This window comes from Pseudomonas sp. F-14 TE3623, assembly GCF_053629015.1.
Genome location: NZ_JBRJHM010000001.1, coordinates 3553494 through 3571086 on the forward strand (window position 1 = coordinate 3553494; position 17593 = coordinate 3571086).

General features: G+C 60.3%; 16 protein-coding genes. 5 read left to right on the plus strand and 11 right to left on the minus strand.

Going from position 1 to position 17593, the window contains the following annotated elements; genetic code table 11:
• Positions 1-34: 34 nt before the first annotated feature.
• The 3 genes from AB7M29_RS16660 to AB7M29_RS16670 form a co-directional block, all read right to left on the minus strand.
• Complete coding sequence (locus AB7M29_RS16660; RefSeq protein ID WP_217854674.1) at positions 35-928, minus strand: SMP-30/gluconolactonase/LRE family protein; 894 nt, start codon at positions 926-928, stop codon at positions 35-37.
• A gap of 45 nt (positions 929-973) precedes the next feature.
• Positions 974-1786, minus strand: coding sequence for an NAD-dependent epimerase/dehydratase family protein (locus AB7M29_RS16665; RefSeq protein WP_048394631.1), 813 nt, complete (start codon positions 1784-1786; stop codon positions 974-976).
• Positions 1787-2064: 278 nt separating this feature from the next.
• Positions 2065-3360, minus strand: a complete 1296-nt coding sequence (locus AB7M29_RS16670) for an OprD family porin (RefSeq protein WP_454247328.1) — start codon at positions 3358-3360, stop codon at positions 2065-2067.
• Positions 3361-3654: 294 nt separating this feature from the next.
• On the opposite strand from AB7M29_RS16670, the gene AB7M29_RS16675 reads away from it, so the two are divergent.
• Together AB7M29_RS16675 and AB7M29_RS16680 are read left to right on the plus strand one after the other, a co-directional pair.
• Positions 3655-5313: an MFS transporter gene (locus AB7M29_RS16675; RefSeq protein WP_454247329.1), complete on the plus strand. Its 1659-nt coding sequence runs from the start codon at positions 3655-3657 to the stop codon at positions 5311-5313.
• On the plus strand, positions 5310-6446 hold the full coding sequence (locus tag AB7M29_RS16680; RefSeq protein ID WP_454247330.1) for an HlyD family secretion protein: 1137 nt from the start codon (positions 5310-5312) through the stop codon (positions 6444-6446). Before AB7M29_RS16675 ends, AB7M29_RS16680 begins: the two co-directional genes overlap by 4 nt.
• A gap of 116 nt (positions 6447-6562) precedes the next feature.
• Here the strand turns inward: AB7M29_RS16680 and copD are convergent, their stop codons facing one another.
• Both copD and copC read right to left on the minus strand, forming a co-directional pair.
• Positions 6563-7423, minus strand: coding sequence for a copper homeostasis membrane protein CopD (gene copD / locus AB7M29_RS16685; RefSeq protein WP_217854676.1), 861 nt, complete (start codon positions 7421-7423; stop codon positions 6563-6565).
• A gap of 3 nt (positions 7424-7426) precedes the next feature.
• Positions 7427-7792, minus strand: a complete 366-nt coding sequence (copC, locus tag AB7M29_RS16690) for a copper homeostasis periplasmic binding protein CopC (protein WP_217854677.1) — start codon at positions 7790-7792, stop codon at positions 7427-7429.
• Positions 7793-7931: 139 nt separating this feature from the next.
• Here copC and AB7M29_RS16695 point away from each other — a divergent pair, with 139 nt between their 5' ends.
• On the plus strand, positions 7932-8552 hold the full coding sequence (locus tag AB7M29_RS16695) for a TetR/AcrR family transcriptional regulator (RefSeq protein ID WP_007899508.1): 621 nt from the start codon (positions 7932-7934) through the stop codon (positions 8550-8552).
• A 143-nt stretch (positions 8553-8695) separates the two neighbouring features.
• Here the strand turns inward: AB7M29_RS16695 and preA are convergent, their stop codons facing one another.
• From preA to hydA, 3 genes are all read right to left on the minus strand, one after another.
• Positions 8696-9970, minus strand: coding sequence for an NAD-dependent dihydropyrimidine dehydrogenase subunit PreA (gene preA / locus AB7M29_RS16700; RefSeq protein WP_454247331.1), 1275 nt, complete (start codon positions 9968-9970; stop codon positions 8696-8698).
• The gene (locus AB7M29_RS16705) at positions 9971-11338 is read right to left on the minus strand and encodes an NAD(P)-dependent oxidoreductase (protein ID WP_454247332.1); all 1368 of its coding nucleotides are present in this window, start codon (positions 11336-11338) and stop codon (positions 9971-9973) included.
• 155 nt (positions 11339-11493) lie between these two features.
• Positions 11494-12933: a dihydropyrimidinase gene (gene hydA / locus AB7M29_RS16710; RefSeq protein WP_448723888.1), complete on the minus strand. Its 1440-nt coding sequence runs from the start codon at positions 12931-12933 to the stop codon at positions 11494-11496.
• Between the two features lie 621 nt (positions 12934-13554).
• On the opposite strand from hydA, the gene AB7M29_RS16715 reads away from it, so the two are divergent.
• Together AB7M29_RS16715 and AB7M29_RS16720 are read left to right on the plus strand one after the other, a co-directional pair.
• A complete protein-coding gene (locus AB7M29_RS16715; RefSeq protein ID WP_217854681.1) occupies positions 13555-15039 on the plus strand; it encodes an NCS1 family nucleobase:cation symporter-1 in 1485 nt (494 codons plus the stop codon).
• Positions 15040-15190: 151 nt separating this feature from the next.
• Positions 15191-16474: a Zn-dependent hydrolase gene (locus AB7M29_RS16720; RefSeq protein WP_217854682.1), complete on the plus strand. Its 1284-nt coding sequence runs from the start codon at positions 15191-15193 to the stop codon at positions 16472-16474.
• A 41-nt stretch (positions 16475-16515) separates the two neighbouring features.
• Here the strand turns inward: AB7M29_RS16720 and AB7M29_RS16725 are convergent, their stop codons facing one another.
• Genes AB7M29_RS16725 through AB7M29_RS16735 form a run of 3 tightly spaced genes read right to left on the minus strand, consistent with a single transcriptional unit; the run spans position 16516 to position 17586 of the window.
• Entirely contained in the window at positions 16516-16929 is a 414-nt protein-coding gene (locus AB7M29_RS16725) for a DUF6691 family protein (RefSeq protein ID WP_052964169.1), read from the minus strand.
• A gap of 2 nt (positions 16930-16931) precedes the next feature.
• Positions 16932-17366: a YeeE/YedE family protein gene (locus tag AB7M29_RS16730; RefSeq protein ID WP_217854683.1), complete on the minus strand. Its 435-nt coding sequence runs from the start codon at positions 17364-17366 to the stop codon at positions 16932-16934.
• Positions 17356-17586 (minus strand): hypothetical protein, encoded by a 231-nt coding sequence (locus tag AB7M29_RS16735; RefSeq protein WP_454247333.1) that lies wholly within the window; start codon positions 17584-17586, stop codon positions 17356-17358. The genes AB7M29_RS16730 and AB7M29_RS16735 overlap by 11 nt, the downstream gene beginning before the upstream one ends.
• Between the last annotated feature and the right edge of the window lie 7 nt (positions 17587-17593).

Genomic DNA, 17593 nt, shown 5'->3' on the forward strand with positions numbered 1-17593 from the left:
TTTTTATTCAAGGCACAGCGATGCAGCAGAGGGGTTAAAGCAATTCGTTGAACACCGGTTCCGGCAAGCCTTTGACGCCGGGGTTGAGGGCGAACACGCCGCCGGCCAGCGACTGTTCGTCATGGTCATCAGCGGGGCGGATCGAGGTCACAAACAACGTGTCGAGCTGGCTGCCACCGAAGGCGCACATGGTCGGTTTCTTCACCGGCACGGGGAGCGAACGATCCAGTCGGCCATCGGGGGTGAAACGGTGAATCAACCCGGCGTCGTTGGCGCAGATCCAATAACAACCTTCGGCATCCACTGCCGCGCCATCGGGGCGGCCAAGGAAGTGATGCATGTCGACGAACAGTCGACGGTTGGATGGCGTGCCGCTGTCGATGTCGTAATCGAAGGCCCAGATCTGCTGCACGTTCGGGTGCGAATCCGAGAGGTACATCGTCTTGCCGTCCGGGCTGAAGCCCAGGCCGTTGGGCACGATGAAACCGCTGAGCCGGGCGTCGAGCGGCCCGGGTTGTCCGGCGCTGTAGCGATAGAGCGTGCCGTCGGCGGCGTTGGCGCCCATGTTCAGCACCATGCTGCCGGCCCAGAAACGGCCCTGACGATCACAGCGGCCATCGTTCAGGCGCATGTCGGGACGGGCGTGATCGACGTGGGCCAGCAGTTCGCTGTCGAGGCTGCCATCGTTGTGCGGGTGCAGGTGAAAGAATCCGCTTTCCATGCCGGCGACCCAGCCACCCGCGCTGTGACGAGCGATGCAGGCGAGCATTTGCGGGGCTTTCCAGGCGTGAACGTGCCCGCTGTCGGCATTCCAACGCTGTAATCCACCGGTCGGAATATCGACCCAGTACAGGGCGTTTTCCTCGGGGACCCACACCGGGCTTTCACCGACCGCATTGCGGGCATCGACAATCAATTCGACTTGCATGGCAACGCATTCCCTTGGCTTTGTTATGTGGGGATTGGCGAGGGCTCAGTCGCCGAACGGCCCGGCCGCGACAAAGGCACCACCCTGATAAATCCGGGCCGGATCATCTTCGGCGGGCATTGGTTGGGCTTCGACTTTTTCGCGGAAGACCTCGGACGTGTCCTGTGGCGCATAACCCAGGTGCGCCGCGAATCGGTTGTCCCACCAGATGCTCTTGTTGTCGGACATGCCGTACACCACGGTGTGGCCGACATTCGGGGTGTACAACGCGCGTTCGAGCAGTTGGGTCATGTCGTCGAAGCTCAGCCAGGTGCTCATCATTCGGCGGTTCTGTGGTTCCGGGAACGAGGAGCCAATGCGGATGCTGACGGTTTCGATGCCATAGCGATCGAAGTAGAAACTGGCCATGTCTTCGCCGTAGGACTTGGACAAGCCGTAATAGCTGTCCGGGCGGCGAGGGGAGTGGGCGTCGAGGGTTTCGTCCTGCTTGTAAAAGCCGATGACGTGGTTGGAACTGGCGAAAATTACCCGTTTCACGCCATGGCGACGGGCCGCTTCGTAGATATGAAATACGCCGCAGATGTTGGCGCCGAGAATCTCTTCGAACGGACGCTCCACCGACACGCCGCCGAAATGCAGGATTGCATCCACGCCTTCGACCAGTTGATGTACTGCTTGCTTGTCGGAGAGGTCGCACGGCACGACTTCTTCGCGATCATCAATGGGCGGTGCCATGTCGGCGATGTCCGACAGACGGAGTACGTTGGCGTAAGGTCGCAGGCGTTCGCGCAGGACTTTACCGAGGCCACCGGCGGCGCCGGTCAGGAGCAGGCGATTGAATGGGGATGTGGTCGTCATGTAAATCCCTGAACAGAAAATTGTAGTTATTGGGTTTGTTGTAGGTTGTCGTATGACTTGGTCGAAGTATTGTTAGGCTTTCTGGTGCTTGTCAACGCGACTTTGGTTGAAATTGACGGAGGGTCATGTTCATCCCCCGTGAGTGCGCTGAACCTGTGGGAGCGGGCTTGCTCGCGAAGGCGGTGTGCCAGGCGATATCAATAATGACTGTGCCGCCGTCTTCGCGAGCAAGCCCGCTCCCACATGGGATTTATGCCAACCTGAAAAGGTGTCCTGCCTTACAACAACGAAATCGGGTAACTGATAAAGATCCTGTTCTCATCAAATTCGTTGGTGCTGAAATCGCGGCGGATGGTCGCATTGCGCCATTTGACGTTGAGGCTCTTCAGCGCGCCGCTTTGCACGGTGTAGGCCAGTTCCGATTCGCGGCCCCATTCCTTGCCGTCGGTGATCGCTCCGGTGTGCACGTTATCGCCGCTGATGTAGCGGTTCATCAGCGTCAGGCCGGGGATGCCGAGGGCGACGAAGTTGTAGTCGTGACGCACCTGCCAGGAGCGTTCCTTGGCGTTGTCATAACTGGCGTTGTAACTGTCGTTGGCCAGCGTGCCGCCGCTGGTGCCGTTGACACGCATCCAGGCGTTGTCGCCGCTGAGTTTTTGCAGGCCGACATAGAAGGTGTTGCCGCCGTATTTGGCCGAGAGCAGGGCAAACGCGGTTTTGTTGTCGAGGTCGCCGGCCAGCGCGCTGCCGTCTTCCTTGCCGATGAAGTAACCGAGGTTGGCCCCCAGGGTCCAGTCGCCCATGGGCTGGCTGTGGCTCAGGTTGAAATACTGCTGCTGATAAATGTCGCTGAGTTCCGCGTACCAGACGCCGACCTGAGTGCGCTTTTCATTGAACGCATACTCGCCGCCGCCGAAATTGAAGCGGTCGGAGGTAAACGCGCCTCTGCCGTTCATCGACATGTCTTCCATGCTCGCATCATTGCGCGGGCTGTTGCCGCGGAACTGGCCGCCGTAGAGCGTCAGGCCGCTGAGCTCGGTGGAGGTGACCTGGCCGCCGCGGAAGGTTTGCGGCAGCGAGCGACCATCATCGGAGCGCAGGATCGGCAGCACTGGCATCCATTCGCCGACCTTCAATTCGGTTTTCGAGACCTTGGCTTTCAGAGCCACACCCAGACGACCGAAATTGTCCGCGGGGCGACCGTCATCATGGATCGGCAGCAACTGCGTGCCGCCCGTGCCCTTACCGCCGTCGAGCTTCTGCGAGTACATACCGAGCACATCCACGCCGAAACCGATGGGGCCTTGGGTGAACCCGGATTTAGCGTCGAGGATGAAGTTTTGCGTCCACTCTTCAGCCTTGCCCTGGGCATTGTTCGGGTTGGTGAAGTTGCGATTGATGTAGGCGTTACGCAGGTTCAGCGTGGCCTTGGCGTCATCGACGAAACCTTCGGCCTGGCTGGTCATGGGCAGGGCGAGAAACAGGCTGCTGCAACCGATCAGGCTGAGGGGATGGCGACGGGCGAAGGTGGGGCGAGGGGTGCTGATGAAGGAATTGCGGGCGAGTCTGCTCACAGTAACGCTCCCTGGTTTTTTGTTATTTTTATTTTTTGTTATACGTCGTCGTACAACATTGGCGGCGATTATTTGCGAGCTTTTCGAGGATTGTCAATCACAAGTTGTACGATCACATCGCCCCCCTTGTGGGAGCGGGCTTGCTCGCGAAGACGGACTGTCAGCCGACTGTTGAATGTCAGACCGCTTTCGCGAGCAAGCCCGCTCCCACAAGGGGATTGATTGCAGCCACAGACTGAACTTTTTCCGGTTTTTTGCGGCAAACTGACAACCTTCCCGAAACAAGGCCATTGAATGGATCACTACACCCCGCGCGACTGGCAGCCTCACGAACGGCCCAGCCTGCCCGGTTCGCCTTCAACGCCGTTGCACTCCAACACCAAGCGGCTGGCCTACGCGCTGGTGGGTTTGCTGGTGGCATTGACCGGCGGCCTCGGCAACTCGCTAGTGATCGCCAACCTGCCTTACCTGCAAGGCGCGTTAGGGGCGACCACCGCCGAGATGGCCTGGTTGCCGGCGGCCTATGTGATGACCAACGTGTCGATGAACCTGCTGCTGGTGAAGTTTCGCCAGCAGTTCGGCCTGCGGGCGTTCACCGAAGTGTTCCTGATGCTCTATGCCCTGGTGACCTTCGGCCATTTGTTCGTCAACGACCTGAATTCGGCGATTGCCGTGCGCGCGGCCCACGGCATGGTCGGCGCGGCGCTGACTTCGCTGGGCCTGTATTACATGATCCAGGCCTTCCCGGCGAAGTGGCGGATGAAGGCGCTGGTATTGGGCCTCGGCACCTCGCAACTGGCGTTGCCCCTGGCACGATTGTTCTCCGAAGACCTGCTGCAAATCGCCGAGTGGCGCGGCTTGTATCTGTTCGAATTGGGTATGGCGCTGTTGTCCCTGGGCTGCGTATTTCTGCTGAAACTGCCGCCGGGTGATCGCTTCAAGACCTTCGAAAAACTCGACTTCCTGACCTTTGCCATCCTCGCCAGCGGCGTGGCCTTGCTATGTGCGGTGCTGTCCCTGGGGCGGATCGACTGGTGGCTCGAAGCGCAGTGGATCGGCGTGGCCTCGGCGGCCTCGATCGTATTGATCCTCACGGGCCTGGCCATCGAGCACAACCGCAGCAACCCGATGCTGATGACCCGCTGGCTCGGCAGCGGAGCGATGATTCGCCTGGCCCTGGCGGTGATCCTGATTCGCATGGTGACATCGGAGCAGTCCACCGGCGCGGTGGGGTTCATGCAGACGCTGAACATGAGCAGTCAGCAATTGCACAGTCTGTATGTGGTGATGTTGATCGGCAGCATTGCCGGTCTGGCCACCAGCGCCCTGACCATCGATCCCAAACACCTGATCATGCCGCTGAACATCTCTCTCGCGCTGATGGCGGTCGGTTCGGTGATGGACAGTTATTCGAACAACCTGACCCGCCCGGAAAACCTGTACTTCAGTCAGTTTTTGCTGGCCTTCGGCGGGACGTTTTTCCTCGGGCCGACCATGGTCTTCGGCATGCGCAACGTGCTGACCAGCCCGCGCAATCTGGTGAGTTTCTCAGTACTGTTCGGTATCTGCCAGAACCTCGGCGGCTTGATCGGCGCGGCGTTGCTGGGAACGTTCCAGATCGTGCGCGAGAAGTTTCACTCCAGCCACATCGTCGAGCAGCTGACCCTGCTCGATCCGCGAGTGGCGGCGCGGGTACAGAGCGGTGGCAACGCGGTCGGCTCGGTGATCGCCGACCCGAGCCTGCGCAACCTGCAGGGCATTCGCAGCCTGGCCGCGGCGGTCACCCGCGAGGCCAATGTTCTAGCCTATAACGATGTGTTCATGCTGATTGCCGTGATCGCAGTGCTGACCATGATCTGGATTTCCATTCGCGCCCTGTGGCTGATGAGCACTACCGTCACCCCGGCGCCTGCCACTCCAACCGTACAAACCAGCGGTGCCACTTCTTCATGACCGAACCGACCACCAACGCCATTGCCGCCACCCCCGAAGGCGTAACGCCGCCATCCTCGCCGGGCACCGAACCGCGTTCGCTGCGGGTGCGGATCATCTCGTCCCTGGGCTTTGCGGCGATTGCCATCGTCGGTGTGCTGATCGTGTTGTACGCCTGGCAACTGCCGCCGTTCAGCAGCGCGGTCGAGACCACGGAAAACGCTCTGGTGCGGGGTCAGGTAACGATCATCGGCCCGCAGCTCAGCGGTTATGTTTACGAAGTGTCGGTGCAGGACTTTCAGTTTGTGAAGGCCGGGGATTTGCTGGTACGCCTTGACGACCGCATTTATAAGCAGCGCCTGGATCAATCCCTGGCGCAACTGGCAGTGGAGAAAGCCGCGTTGGCCAACGTGGTGCAGCAACGCAACAGCGCCGAAGCGACCATCAAGTTGCGTCAGGCCGCAGTCGCCGACGCCCAGGCGCAGTTGCGCAAAAGTGAAGCGGATTTGCGCCGTAACAAGGAGCTGATCAGCGATGGCTCGGTGTCGAAACGCGAACTGGACGTGACCCTGGCCGCCAATGCGCAGACCAGTGCCGCAGTGGCGCAGGCTCAGGCCAATCTGGAAATCTCCCGGCAGGATCTGCAAACGGTGATCGTCAATCGCGGCTCCCTGGAAGCCGCGGTGGCCAACGCCGAAGCGGCGGTACAACTGGCACGGATCGACCTGTCGAACACTCGCGTAGTGGCGCCGCGCGATGGGCAACTCGGGCAGATCGGCGTGCGCCTTGGCGCCTACGTGAACTCCGGCGCGCAGCTGATGGCGTTGGTGCCGAACCAGTTGTGGGTGATCGCCAACATGAAGGAAACCCAGATGGACAACGTGCGGGTCGGCCAGCCGGTGAGCTTCACGGTCGATGCGCTGAGCCATCGTCAATTCCACGGACGGGTACAGCGGATTTCGCCGGCCACAGGTTCCGAGTTCAGCCTGTTGCAGGCCGACAACGCCACCGGCAACTTCGTCAAGATCGCCCAGCGGGTACCGGTGCGGATCACCGTCGATGCCGATCAGGAACAGAGCGAGCGGTTGCGACCGGGGATGTCAGTGGTGGTGAGTATTGATACCGCCGCGGAAGGGGATCCCAATAATCCATGACCACCGCAAAACCCTGTGGGAGCGGGCTTGCTCGCGAAGACGGACTTTCAGCCGACATCAATGCTGAATGTCAGACCGCTTTCGCGAGCAAGTCCGCTCCCACATTGGAGATGTGTTCAGGCGGTAATCATCGGCGGCATGGTGCCCAGTAGCGAAACCGCTGCCACCGCGCCAATTCCCAGCAACCACTCCAGCATGACGCTGGTACGCAACTGTCCCAGGTGCTGCTGGCAATCCTTGATCCGCAGCCAATTGAACAGCGCCAACCCCAGCATCCCGATCACCAGCACAACCTTGATCAACAGGATCAGCGCAAACCCGGATAGCAACGGCGTCGGCCAGAACACGCCGGTCAATACCCGCACGTTGATCAGCCCGGTCATCACCAGTCCCGCCACCAAGGCGTAACCGATCCCGCTGAAGCGTTGCAATATCGCGCTCAAGGGATGATCGGCCGGTTGGCGCAAAATCATCACCAGCAACATCAACCCACCAAGCCAAGCGCCGACGCAGGCCAGATGAATGATCTGGTTGAGGATCAGCAACTGGCCTTGCAGACCATCGAGCATGGCGCCATGCCCGACCGGGGCCAGCGTCGCCAGCAGCAGGCTGGAAAGGCTGATGCGCCAAAGCGTACTGGAACGCCAGGGCGTCAGCAGCAGGGCCATGAGCAACAGATTGAGCAGCAGATGCCAGCGCCAGACCTGACCGAAAAAGGTATTGCGCAGCACCAGGCCTAGCGTCGCCGGATCGAATGCCGCATCCGCGGAGCCGGCCATGCTGGCGGTGATCAGCAGCAACCAGCCTATGCCACTGATTAACGCCACAGCGGTAAGCCAGCGGGTCACTCGCGCCAGAGACGGATCCAGCCACGCGGTTTCACGGCCCAACAGCAGAGGCCTGAACACCCAGGCTCCGAACAGCATCAGCACCACGGTGAAATGCAGAAAGCGGCACAGCACCAGCGCATCGGTCATGAATTACTGACCGACCTTGAAGCGATAGGCACCTTCGCTTTTATGGGTGTCGACCGACACGGCGTGCCATTCGACTTTGTAATCGCCAGCGGCCAACGGCGCGGCGGGGGTGACGATCAGGGTTTTCTTGTCGCTGCCTTCGGTGGCGAGGTTTTTTACCGGAACGTCGGCGCCGTTCTTGCTGATCGTCACTTTGGTGAATGTCGCTTCAACCCCTTCGGAAAACTTCAGGCGCAGTTCCGCAGGTGCGCTCACGGTGCTGTCGGCCGCCGGGGTCTGGCTTTTCAGGTGCGCGTGGGCAAACACCGAGGAGGCGGCGAGCAGCGAGCTGAGGAGGGCGGTGGTGGTCAGGGCGTTCTTGAGCAGCATCGTGAAGACCTCGGAGGCAGGTTCAAAGAGGCGGCCAGTTTACCTGCCTCAAGACCACCGTACGAAGTTTCGTTTTCCCCTGTCGCCCCGATCCAGAGCGGATGCTAGTCTTGACCAACGCTGTTGTCAGGGAGCCCTCATGGGCAATCACAAGATCGAGATTCGTCGCAGTAACGTCGAAAAAATTCTGCTGGGGGCCGAAAAAGTCTTCGCCGAAAAAGGTTTCGGCAGCACCGCCATGGCCGACATCGCCGCCGAAGTGCAACTGCCGCGCTCCAACCTGCATTACTACTTCAGTACCAAGAGTGAACTGTACAGCGCGGTGCTGCTGGGTTTGCTGGAGGTCTGGAAGCAGGATGCCCTGTGCTTCGAGATGTTCGACGACCCGCGAGTGGTGCTCAGCAGCTACATCCGCGCCAAGATGAACCATTCCCGCAGCCGGCCGTACGGTTCGAAAGTCTGGGCCAACGAAATCATCCACGGCGCGCCGACACTGGGTGAGAAACTGGACGCCAGCCTGTACGACTGGGCCAAGATGAAAGAAGCGAAAATTCGCCAGTGGGTGGAGGACAAACGCATCCTGCCGGTGGAGCCTTCCAGCCTGCTGTACATGATCTGGGCCTCGACCCAGCACTACGCCGACTTTGATCACCAGGTGAATATTCTTAACGATCACCAGCCACTGTCGGACATGCAGTTCGAGCGGGCGGTGCAGACGGTGACCAGTGTGATATTGCGTGGGATTGGGTTGGAGCCTTGAGGTTGGGGGCGCTGCAGCTGGCCTCTTCGCGAGCAAGCCCGCTCCCACATTAGATCTTTAGCGAACACAGTATTTGTGCACGAAGGTGATCCACTGTGGGAGCGGGCTTGCCCGCGAAGGCGTCAGTTCAGGCGCCGCTGAGTTCAGACCGCGACATGGTACGGATTCCTCGGATCATGATTCCAATCCAGAAACGGCTTGCCGGTATCCATCGGCACCATCTCGATGCAATCCTGCACCGGGCACGTGATCTGGCACAGATTGCACCCCACGCACTCATCATCGATCACTTCATATTTATGCGTCCCGTCCGCCTGCTTAAGGCTCGCAATCGCCTGGTGCGAGGTGTCTTCGCAAGCGATGTGGCAGCGACCGCAACCGATGCATGCCTCCTGATCAATCTTCGCAATCACCTGATAGTTGATGTCCAGGTACTTCCAGTCCGTGGTATTGCCCACCGCACGCCCGGAAAATTCCGAGACGCTGGCGTAGCCCTGACTGTCCATCCAGCGTGACAAACCGTCCTTCATCTCCTCGACAATCCGGAAACCATGCAGCATCGCCGCCGTGCACACCTGCACCGCGCCGCTGCCCAGCGCGATGAACTCTGCTGCGTCGCGCCAACTGCCAATCCCGCCAATGCCGCAGATCGGCAAGCTTTGGGTCTGCGGATCGCGGGCGATCTCGGCGACCATGTTCAGCGCAATCGGCTTCACCGCCGAACCGCAATAACCACCATGGGTGCTTTGGCTGCCGACGGCGGGATTGGCGACCATGCGCTCCAGGTTGACGCTGGTGATCGAGTTGATGGTGTTGATCAACGACACTGCATCAGCCCCGCCTCGGTAAGCGGCACGGGCGGCGACGCGGATGTCGGTGATGTTCGGCGTGAGCTTGACGATCACCGGCAGCGAGCAATAAGTCTTGCACCAGCGGGTGACCTGTTCGACGTATTCCGGCACCTGGCCGACCGCCGCGCCCATGCCCCGTTCCGGCATGCCGTGGGGGCAGCCGAAATTCAGTTCAATGCCGTCGGCCCCGGTGGCTTCCACCAGCGGCAGGATGTTTTTCCACGACTCTTCGACACAGGGCACCATCAGCGACACGATCAGCGCGCGGTCCGGCCAGTCCTTTTTGACCTGAGTGATTTCCCGCAGGTTGATTTCCAGCGAACGGTCGGTGATCAGCTCGATGTTGTTAAAACCAAGCACCTCCCGATTAGCCCCGAAGTGTGCCGAGTAACGCGACGATACGTTGACCGCCGCCGGGTCTTCACCCAGGGTTTTCCAGACCACGCCACCCCAGCCAGCCTCGAATGCGCGAACCACGTTGTAGGCTTTGTCGGTCGGTGGCGCGGAAGCGAGCCAGAACGGATTGGGGGCCTTGATGCCGGCGAAAACAATCGAGAGATCGGCCATTTACGCAGCCTCCACGTTGAGCATGAGTTGAGCGTTGATGGCCTCGGCGGCCAGCTTGCCGTGCTGCACGGCCTGCACGGTGAGGTCCTGATCGAGGCTGGTGCAGTCGCCACCGGCATACACGCCGGGAATGCTGGTACGCAGCTGTTCGTCGACGAGGATGCGGTCGCCCTGACGCTTGAGTTCACGGGCCAGCGGATCGGCGAGGGCGCTGCCGTCGAAAGCCTGGCCGATGGCTTTGAAGATCGCGTCGGCGGCCAGTTCGAAGGTTTCACCAGTGGTTTGCAGGCGACCTTCCTCCAACCGGGTGCGGGCGAAGCGCATGCCGCGCACCTTGCCCTTATCGTCGAGCAGCACTTCTTGCGGTTGCGCCCAGGTCAGCAGCCGCACCTGATTGGCCTTGGCGATGTCCTGTTCGTGGCCGGTGGCGCCCATGTCCTCTACGCCGCGGCGGTACACCAGATTCACGTCGCGAGCGCCGAGGCGAGCCATTTGCACGGCCATGTCGATGGCGGTATTGCCGGCACCGAGGACAATGCAGTGCTCGGCCAGCGGCAGTTGCGTCAGGTCATCGGCCTGGCGCAGTTCGCGGATGTAGTCGATGGCGGCGAGCAGGCCGGGGGCATCCTCGTGGGCCAGCCCCAGCTGTTTACTGGCGGCCAGGCCGAGACCAAGGAACACCGCATCGAATTGCTGATGCAGTTCGCTGAGGGTCAGGTTGTCGCCAAGTTTCTGCCCGTGGCGAATCTCGATCCCGCCAATTCCCAACAAAAACTCAAGCTCCTTCTGCGCGTAATCGTCCACCAGTTTGTACTTGGCGATTCCGTATTCGTTGAGGCCACCAGCCTTTTCTCGCGCCTCGAAAATCACCACGTCATGGCCGTGCATGGCGCTACGGTGCGCGCAGGACAAACCGGCCGGGCCGGCACCCACCACGGCGATGCGCTTACCGGTTGCGGCGGCGCGTTGAAACGGGTGTTCGCTGAAGTGTGCGTTGTCCACGGCATAGCGTTGCAACAGGCCTATCAGCACCGGCGCGCATTCCTGGGCGTTGTTACGCACACAGGCTTGCTGGCAAAGAATCTCCGTCGGGCAGACCCGGGCGCAACTGCCGCCGAGGATATTCGCCGAGAGGATTTTCTGCGCGGCGCCCTGAACGTTTTCCTGATGGATATTGCGGATGAACGAGGGAATGTCGATGTCGCTCGGACAGGCATTCACGCATGGCGCGTCGTAGCAATACAGGCAGCGCGAGGCTTCCAGATGCGCCTGACGGTCGTTGAGTGGTGGCGCCAGATCGGTGAAATGGCCGGCGAGGGCGGCCGCGTCCTCATGGGGATGCGGGAGGTGGTTCAGGGTCTTGATCACGGTTTAAGGCCTCATGTTTTTTGAGGTGCTGCCTCTGGTGGGCATTGGTTTTTGTGTTCTCAGGACTGCCGCCTTCGCGAGCAAGCCCGCTCCCACATTTGGAATGCGTTCCCTTGTGGGAGCGGGCTTGCTCGCGAAGGCCGAAGGCCACGATTTCAACGTTTCACAGCAACCGGCCTGCACATCTCAGCCCGCTTGCTCAGCAAATCAAACACCGCCGGATACGCTGGCCGTTCGACATACCGACCGGCACCACGCTCGGCCCGCAAATCACCATCGGCCCACACCACTCGGCCCTGGCTGACGGTGTGGCTCGGCACGCCGCGCACGGTCTTGCCTTCAAAGATGTTGAAGTCGACTTGCTGGTGATGGGTCTTGGCTGAAATCGTCCGCGTACCTTCCGGATCCCACAGCACCAGATCGGCATCGGCGCCCACACGGATCGCACCCTTGCGCGGGTAGAGGTTGAAGATCTTCGCGGTGTTGGTGGAGGTGAGGGCAACGAAGTGCTGCATCGACAAACGACCGGTGTTCACCCCTTCATCCCAGAGCACCGCCATGCGGTCTTCGATACCGGCAGTGCCGTTGGGGATCTTGCTGAAGTCGTCACGGCCGGCGGCTTTTTGCTCGGCGCAGAAGCAGCAGTGGTCGGTGGCGGTGGTGTGCAGGTTGCCTGATTGCAGGCCGTGCCAAAGGGCTTCCTGATGGCCGCGAGGACGGAAGGGCGGGCTCATCACGTAACCGGCGGCGGTTTGCCAGTCCGGGTGTTGGTAAACGCTGTCGTCCAGCAGCAGATGCCCGGCCAGCACTTCGCCGTAGACCTGTTGGCCCTTGCTGCGGGCATAGGTGATTTCGTCGAGGGCTTCCTTGGTCGAGACGTGGACCAGGTACAGCGGCGTGCCCAAGGTTTCAGCAATGCGGATCGCCCGGCTCGCGGCCTCACCTTCCACCTGCGAAGGCCGTGACAGCGGGTGCGCTTCCGGCCCGGTCATGCCCTGGGCCATTAACTTGCGTTGCAGGTGATAGACCAGCTCGCCGTTTTCCGCATGCACGGTTGGCACTGCGCCCAATTCCAGGCAACGTTCGAAACTTGCCACCAGCGTATCGTCGGCGGCCATGATCGCGTTCTTGTAGGCCATGAAATGCTTGAAGCTGTTGACGCCGTGATGGCTGACCAGCTCGGCCATTTCTTCGCGGACCTGCTCGCTCCACCAAGTGATGGCGACGTGGAAACCGTAGTCCGACGCCGACTTCTCGGCCCAGCCGCGCCATTGATGAAATGCCTCCATCAACGATTGCTGCGGGTTGGGAATCACGAAGTCGATGATCGAGGTGGTGCCGCCGGCAAGCCCCGCTGCGGTGCCGCTGAAGAAGTCTTCGCTGGCCACCGTGCCCATGAAGGGCAACTGCATATGAGTGTGCGGGTCGATGCCGCCGGGCATCAGGTATTGGCCGCTGCCGTCGAGCACTTCGGCGTCGGCGGGAACATCGAGGTTTTCACCGATGGCTTTGATCACGCCGTCGGCGCAATAGACGTCGGCGCGATAACTTTCATCATGGGTAATAACGGTGGCGCCACGGATCAACAGAGACATTCCGAGTTCCTCGCAGGCATTGACCGACTGATGCCGGTTCTAAATGTTTTATATGAAGCAGACGCCAATCGGTGTATTCCTGTCAGCGCTGTCAAGAATAGACGCTAGCTGCAGTTTGTCGATTGAGCAAGAATATTTTTTATAAGCTTATGACTGTTTTAACATGTTGAAAAATAACGATTAAAACTGAAAATCACCAAAATGGTGAGGCCTCTCACCATTTTGACGCACTTGACAGGTTCCAAAAATAGACGAGATTTTCTATGTGAAATCAGCCGCTTGTGGATGGTCTATGGTTGAGGCGCAGTCTTTCAAAAAAGATCGACGCACCAGATTGAGTCCTGACTGTTCGGACAACTTGCCTGACATTCGGCCTGAGTGGCATGGCAACTCACCGCGGATTCAATAGTTGGATAAATAAAGCTGATTAACATCAGTTGGTTAGCGAAATTTTATGGCACTGCCCGATGCGTAAGCGGGGCACCCGGCACGTTTATTGATGCCGCCGCTGACACCTTGGCCGGTCCGTAAAAGTTGTCAGTTTCTCCGGCCATCGTCCGGCTAGCGCACTCGCGCCAGCCCCTGATGAGCAAAAATAATCAAAAGAACAGTGGAGCGGCCATGCAACAGATCAGATCGCAAGTGACCGAGCGCGACGGCTTGTTTGAGCTAGAAGCCGGCAGCGATGTCCTCGACAGTCCCCGTTACAACCACGACATGGCACCGACCAAGGTGCACGAACGAACCTGGAACAAGTGGCACATCACCGCGCTGTGGGTCGGCATGGCGATCTGCGTGCCGACTTACACACTCGGCGGTGTGCTCACCGCTTATTTCGGCCTGACCGTCGGCGAAGCGCTGCTGGCGATTCTGTTCGCCAACATCATCGTGCTGATTCCACTGACCCTGAACGCCTTCCCCGGCACCAAGTACGGCATCCCATTCCCGGTGTTGCTGCGCTCGTCCTTCGGCATCCTCGGTTCCAACATTCCGTGCTTGATCCGTGCCTTGGTTGCGTGCGGTTGGTTCGGCATCCAGACCATGTTCGGCGGGCTGGCGATTCACCTGTTTCTCGGGTCGGTGTTCGATGGCTGGAAAGCCCTCGGCGGCACGGGTGAAGTGATCGGTTTCATGGTGTTCTGGGCCTTGAACCTGTGGGTGGTGATTCGCGGCGCGGACTCGATCAAATGGCTGGAAACCCTCTCGGCACCCTTGTTGGTGCTGGTGGGCGTGGGGCTGCTGATGTGGGCGATGCCGAACGTATCGATGAGCGAATTGATGGCGATCCCGGCCAAGCGTCCAGAAGGGGCCAGCGTGGTCAGTTACTTTGCCGCCGGGCTGACTGCCATGGTCGGGTTCTGGGCGACGTTATCGCTGAACATTCCGGACTTCAGCCGCTACGCGAAAAGCCAGAAGGACCAGATCATCGGGCAGATTATCGGCTTGCCCCTGACCATGTTCCTGTTCGCCTCCCTCGGCGTGGTGATGACAGCCGCTTCGGTAAAACTGGTGGGCGTCACTGTCTCTGATCCGGTCACGTTGATCGGCCATATCCAGAGCCCGGTCTGGGTCGCTTTGGCCATGGCGCTGATCATCATCGCCACGTTGTCGACCAACACCGCTGCCAACATTGTTTCGCCGACCAACGACTTCCAGAACGTTGCGCCCAAGATCATCAACCGCACCAAAGCGGTAATCCTCACGGGGCTGGTCGGGTTGGCGCTGATGGCCCATGAACTGTTGAAGAAGCTGGGGCTGATCGTTTCGGATTTAAGCCTGGAGACGGTGTATTCCAACTGGTTGCTCGGCTATTCGAGCCTGCTGGGCCCGATCGCCGGGATCATGGTGGTGGACTATTTCCTGATCAAGAAACAGCAACTGGATCTGGCCGGACTTTACCGTGACGACGTTTACCCGGCGTGGAACTGGTTCGGTTTTATCGCGTTCGGCGTGCCGGTGGCATTGACGCTGCTGTCGCTGGGCAGCGATGCGTTCAGCTGGTTTTACAGCTACGGCTGGTTCACCGGCTCGGCCCTTGGTGGGCTGATTTATTACGGGTTGAGCGTGATGCGGCCGAGTCCTACTGCTGTGAAAACTGCGGTGTGAGGGATGGCCCCTTCGCGAGCAAGCCTGCTCCCACATGGGTTTTGTGAACACTGGAGATCCAGTGTGGGAGCGGGCTTGCTCGCGAAGGCGGCCTCAAAGACACCAAAAATTCGCCTGAAGAAACCTATAACAACTGCCAGAGGAGATCACCATGAACGCTGCCATAGACGTTCTGCAGTCCACCCATCAGCACATCAACCGCGACCGTCTGTGGCAGTCGCTCATGGATCTGGCCAAACTCGGTGCCACGGTCAAGGGCGGTGTCTGCCGGTTGGCCCTGACCGACCTCGATCGCCAGGCCCGGGACATTTTCGTGAACTGGTGCGAGGAAGCCGGCTGTACCGTCAGCATCGACGCCGTCGGCAACATCTTCGCCCGCCGTCCGGGGCGCAACCCGAACCTGCCGCCGGTGATGACCGGCAGCCACATCGACACTCAACCCACCGGTGGCAAGTTCGACGGCTGCTTCGGCGTGCTGGCCGGGGTCGAAGTCTTGCGCACCCTCAATGACCTGGGCGTGGAAACCGAAGCGCCACTGGAAGTGGTGGTCTGGACCAACGAAGAAGGCTCACGCTTCGCCCCCTGCATGATGGGCTCTGGCGTGTTCGCGGAAAAATTCACCCTCGAAGAAACCCTGGCCAAAGTCGATGCCGAGGGCGTGACCGTCGGCGAAGCCCTGAACGCCATTGGCTATGCCGGGCCGCGCAAAGTCAGTGGCCACGCCGTGGGTGCGTATTTCGAGGCCCACATCGAGCAAGGCCCGATTCTTGAGGATGAGCGCAAAACCATCGGCGTGGTGATGGGCGCTCTCGGACAGAAATGGTTCGACCTGAAACTGCGCGGCGTCGAAGCCCACGCCGGCCCGACACCGATGCACCTGCGCAAGGATGCTCTGGTCGGCGCCTCGGTGATCGTCGGCGCGGTCAATCGCGCCGCCCTCGGCCATCAACCCCACGCCTGCGGCACCGTCGGCTGCCTGCAAGCCTACCCCGGCTCACGCAATGTGATTCCCGGCGAAGTACGCATGACCCTGGATTTCCGTCATCTGGAACCGGCGCGACTCGATTCAATGATCGCCGAAGTCCGCGAAGTCATCGAAACCACCTGCGAGGAACACGGCCTGACCTTCGAACTGACGCCCACCGCCGACTTCCCGCCGCTGTACTTCGACAAGGGCTGTGTCGAAGCGGTACGTGGCGCCGCTCAAGGGTTGGGTTTGTCGCACATGGACATCGTCAGCGGGGCAGGGCACGACGCGATCTTCCTCGCCGAACTCGGCCCGGCGGGGATGATCTTCGTGCCTTGCGAAGGCGGCATCAGCCACAACGAAATCGAAAACGCCGCGCCGGATGACCTGGCCGCCGGGTGTGCGGTGTTGTTGCGGGCGATGCTGGCGGCTTCGGATGCGATTGCCCGTGGCAAGCAAGCGGCTTGAGGTATCGGTTGTTCGATAGCCTCATTGTGTTGGCGGGATGCTCAACGGCGGGTTTGCAACGCTTTGAACATCAGCATCCCCGCCAGCATGGCGATGACGAAAACCCAAGCCTGCCAGTGGCCCGTCGGCAGCAACACCAGCGCCGGGCCGGGGCAGATGCCGGCAATGCCCCAACCGACTCCGAACAGCAGGCTGCCACCGATCAGGCGCCGATCCAGTTCACGGCTGATCGGCAACTGCATAGGCGCCCCCAACAAGGACGTCGGTTGTTTCATGGCCCAATGAAATGGCCCCCAGGCCACGGCAATGGCCCCGATCATGACCAACGCCAGGGAGGGATCCCACACGCCGGTAATGTCCAGAAAACCCAGCACTTTGGCCGGGTTTGCCATGCCGGCCAGCAACAGGCCGATGCCGAACAGCAGGCCGGCGAGAAAGGCGGTCAGTTTGCGCATGTTCAATACCCCAGCAGATGGCGCAGGACGAACACCGTCACGAAGCCGGCGAACATGAAGCTCAAGGTGGCGGCAATGGAGCGCGGTGACAGGCGCGAGATACCGCACACGCCGTGGCCACTGGTGCATCCGGAGCCATAACGAGTGCCGACGCCGACGCACAATCCGGCGATGATCAGGCCCACGGCACCGGTTTTGAATTCGATGGCCGGCCACACATGAAACAACGCCCACAACAAAGGCGCCGCCAATAGTCCGAGCAGGAACAGAACTTTTTCGCCCCGCCCCGAATCATTACCCTCAAGCAGACTGCCTAACAGCCCGCTGATCCCGGCAACCCGTCCGTTGGCCACCACCATGACGCTGGCGGCCAGACCGATCAGTACACCTCCGGCCAAGGCGGACCATGGGGTGAAGTGAAGCGAATCAAGCATCATGGCAACTCTCCGGACGGGCAAAGAACGGCACTAAACCACTCTTTTTTGTTTGAGCATAGGGCTGCTTTTGCATGGGGTTGCCGAAAAGATTGCAGCCTTCGCCAGCTCCTACATGATCGAGTACAGCCGCAATCACGCGGATACACGCAACCCCTGTAGGAGCTGTCGAAGCCTGCGATTTTTTGATCTTTTGATCTTTTGGTCCAGGCAACCGCTTCATTCGCACT

Coding starts and splice junctions, on each gene's coding strand:
- AB7M29_RS16660 (WP_217854674.1), bottom strand. CDS start 928: ATGCAAGTCGAATTGATTGTCGATGCCCGCAATGCGGTCGGTGAAAGC.
- AB7M29_RS16665 (WP_048394631.1), bottom strand. CDS start 1,786: ATGACGACCACATCCCCATTCAATCGCCTGCTCCTGACCGGCGCCGCC.
- AB7M29_RS16675 (WP_454247329.1), top strand. CDS start 3,655: ATGGATCACTACACCCCGCGCGACTGGCAGCCTCACGAACGGCCCAGC.
- AB7M29_RS16680 (WP_454247330.1), top strand. CDS start 5,310: ATGACCGAACCGACCACCAACGCCATTGCCGCCACCCCCGAAGGCGTA.
- copD (WP_217854676.1), bottom strand. CDS start 7,423: ATGACCGATGCGCTGGTGCTGTGCCGCTTTCTGCATTTCACCGTGGTG.
- copC (WP_217854677.1), bottom strand. CDS start 7,792: ATGCTGCTCAAGAACGCCCTGACCACCACCGCCCTCCTCAGCTCGCTG.
- AB7M29_RS16695 (WP_007899508.1), top strand. CDS start 7,932: ATGGGCAATCACAAGATCGAGATTCGTCGCAGTAACGTCGAAAAAATT.
- preA (WP_454247331.1), bottom strand. CDS start 9,970: ATGGCCGATCTCTCGATTGTTTTCGCCGGCATCAAGGCCCCCAATCCG.
- hydA (WP_448723888.1), bottom strand. CDS start 12,933: ATGTCTCTGTTGATCCGTGGCGCCACCGTTATTACCCATGATGAAAGT.
- AB7M29_RS16715 (WP_217854681.1), top strand. CDS start 13,555: ATGCAACAGATCAGATCGCAAGTGACCGAGCGCGACGGCTTGTTTGAG.
- AB7M29_RS16720 (WP_217854682.1), top strand. CDS start 15,191: ATGAACGCTGCCATAGACGTTCTGCAGTCCACCCATCAGCACATCAAC.
- AB7M29_RS16725 (WP_052964169.1), bottom strand. CDS start 16,929: ATGCGCAAACTGACCGCCTTTCTCGCCGGCCTGCTGTTCGGCATCGGC.
- AB7M29_RS16730 (WP_217854683.1), bottom strand. CDS start 17,366: ATGATGCTTGATTCGCTTCACTTCACCCCATGGTCCGCCTTGGCCGGA.
- AB7M29_RS16735 (WP_454247333.1), bottom strand. CDS start 17,586: ATGAAGCGGTTGCCTGGACCAAAAGATCAAAAGATCAAAAAATCGCAG.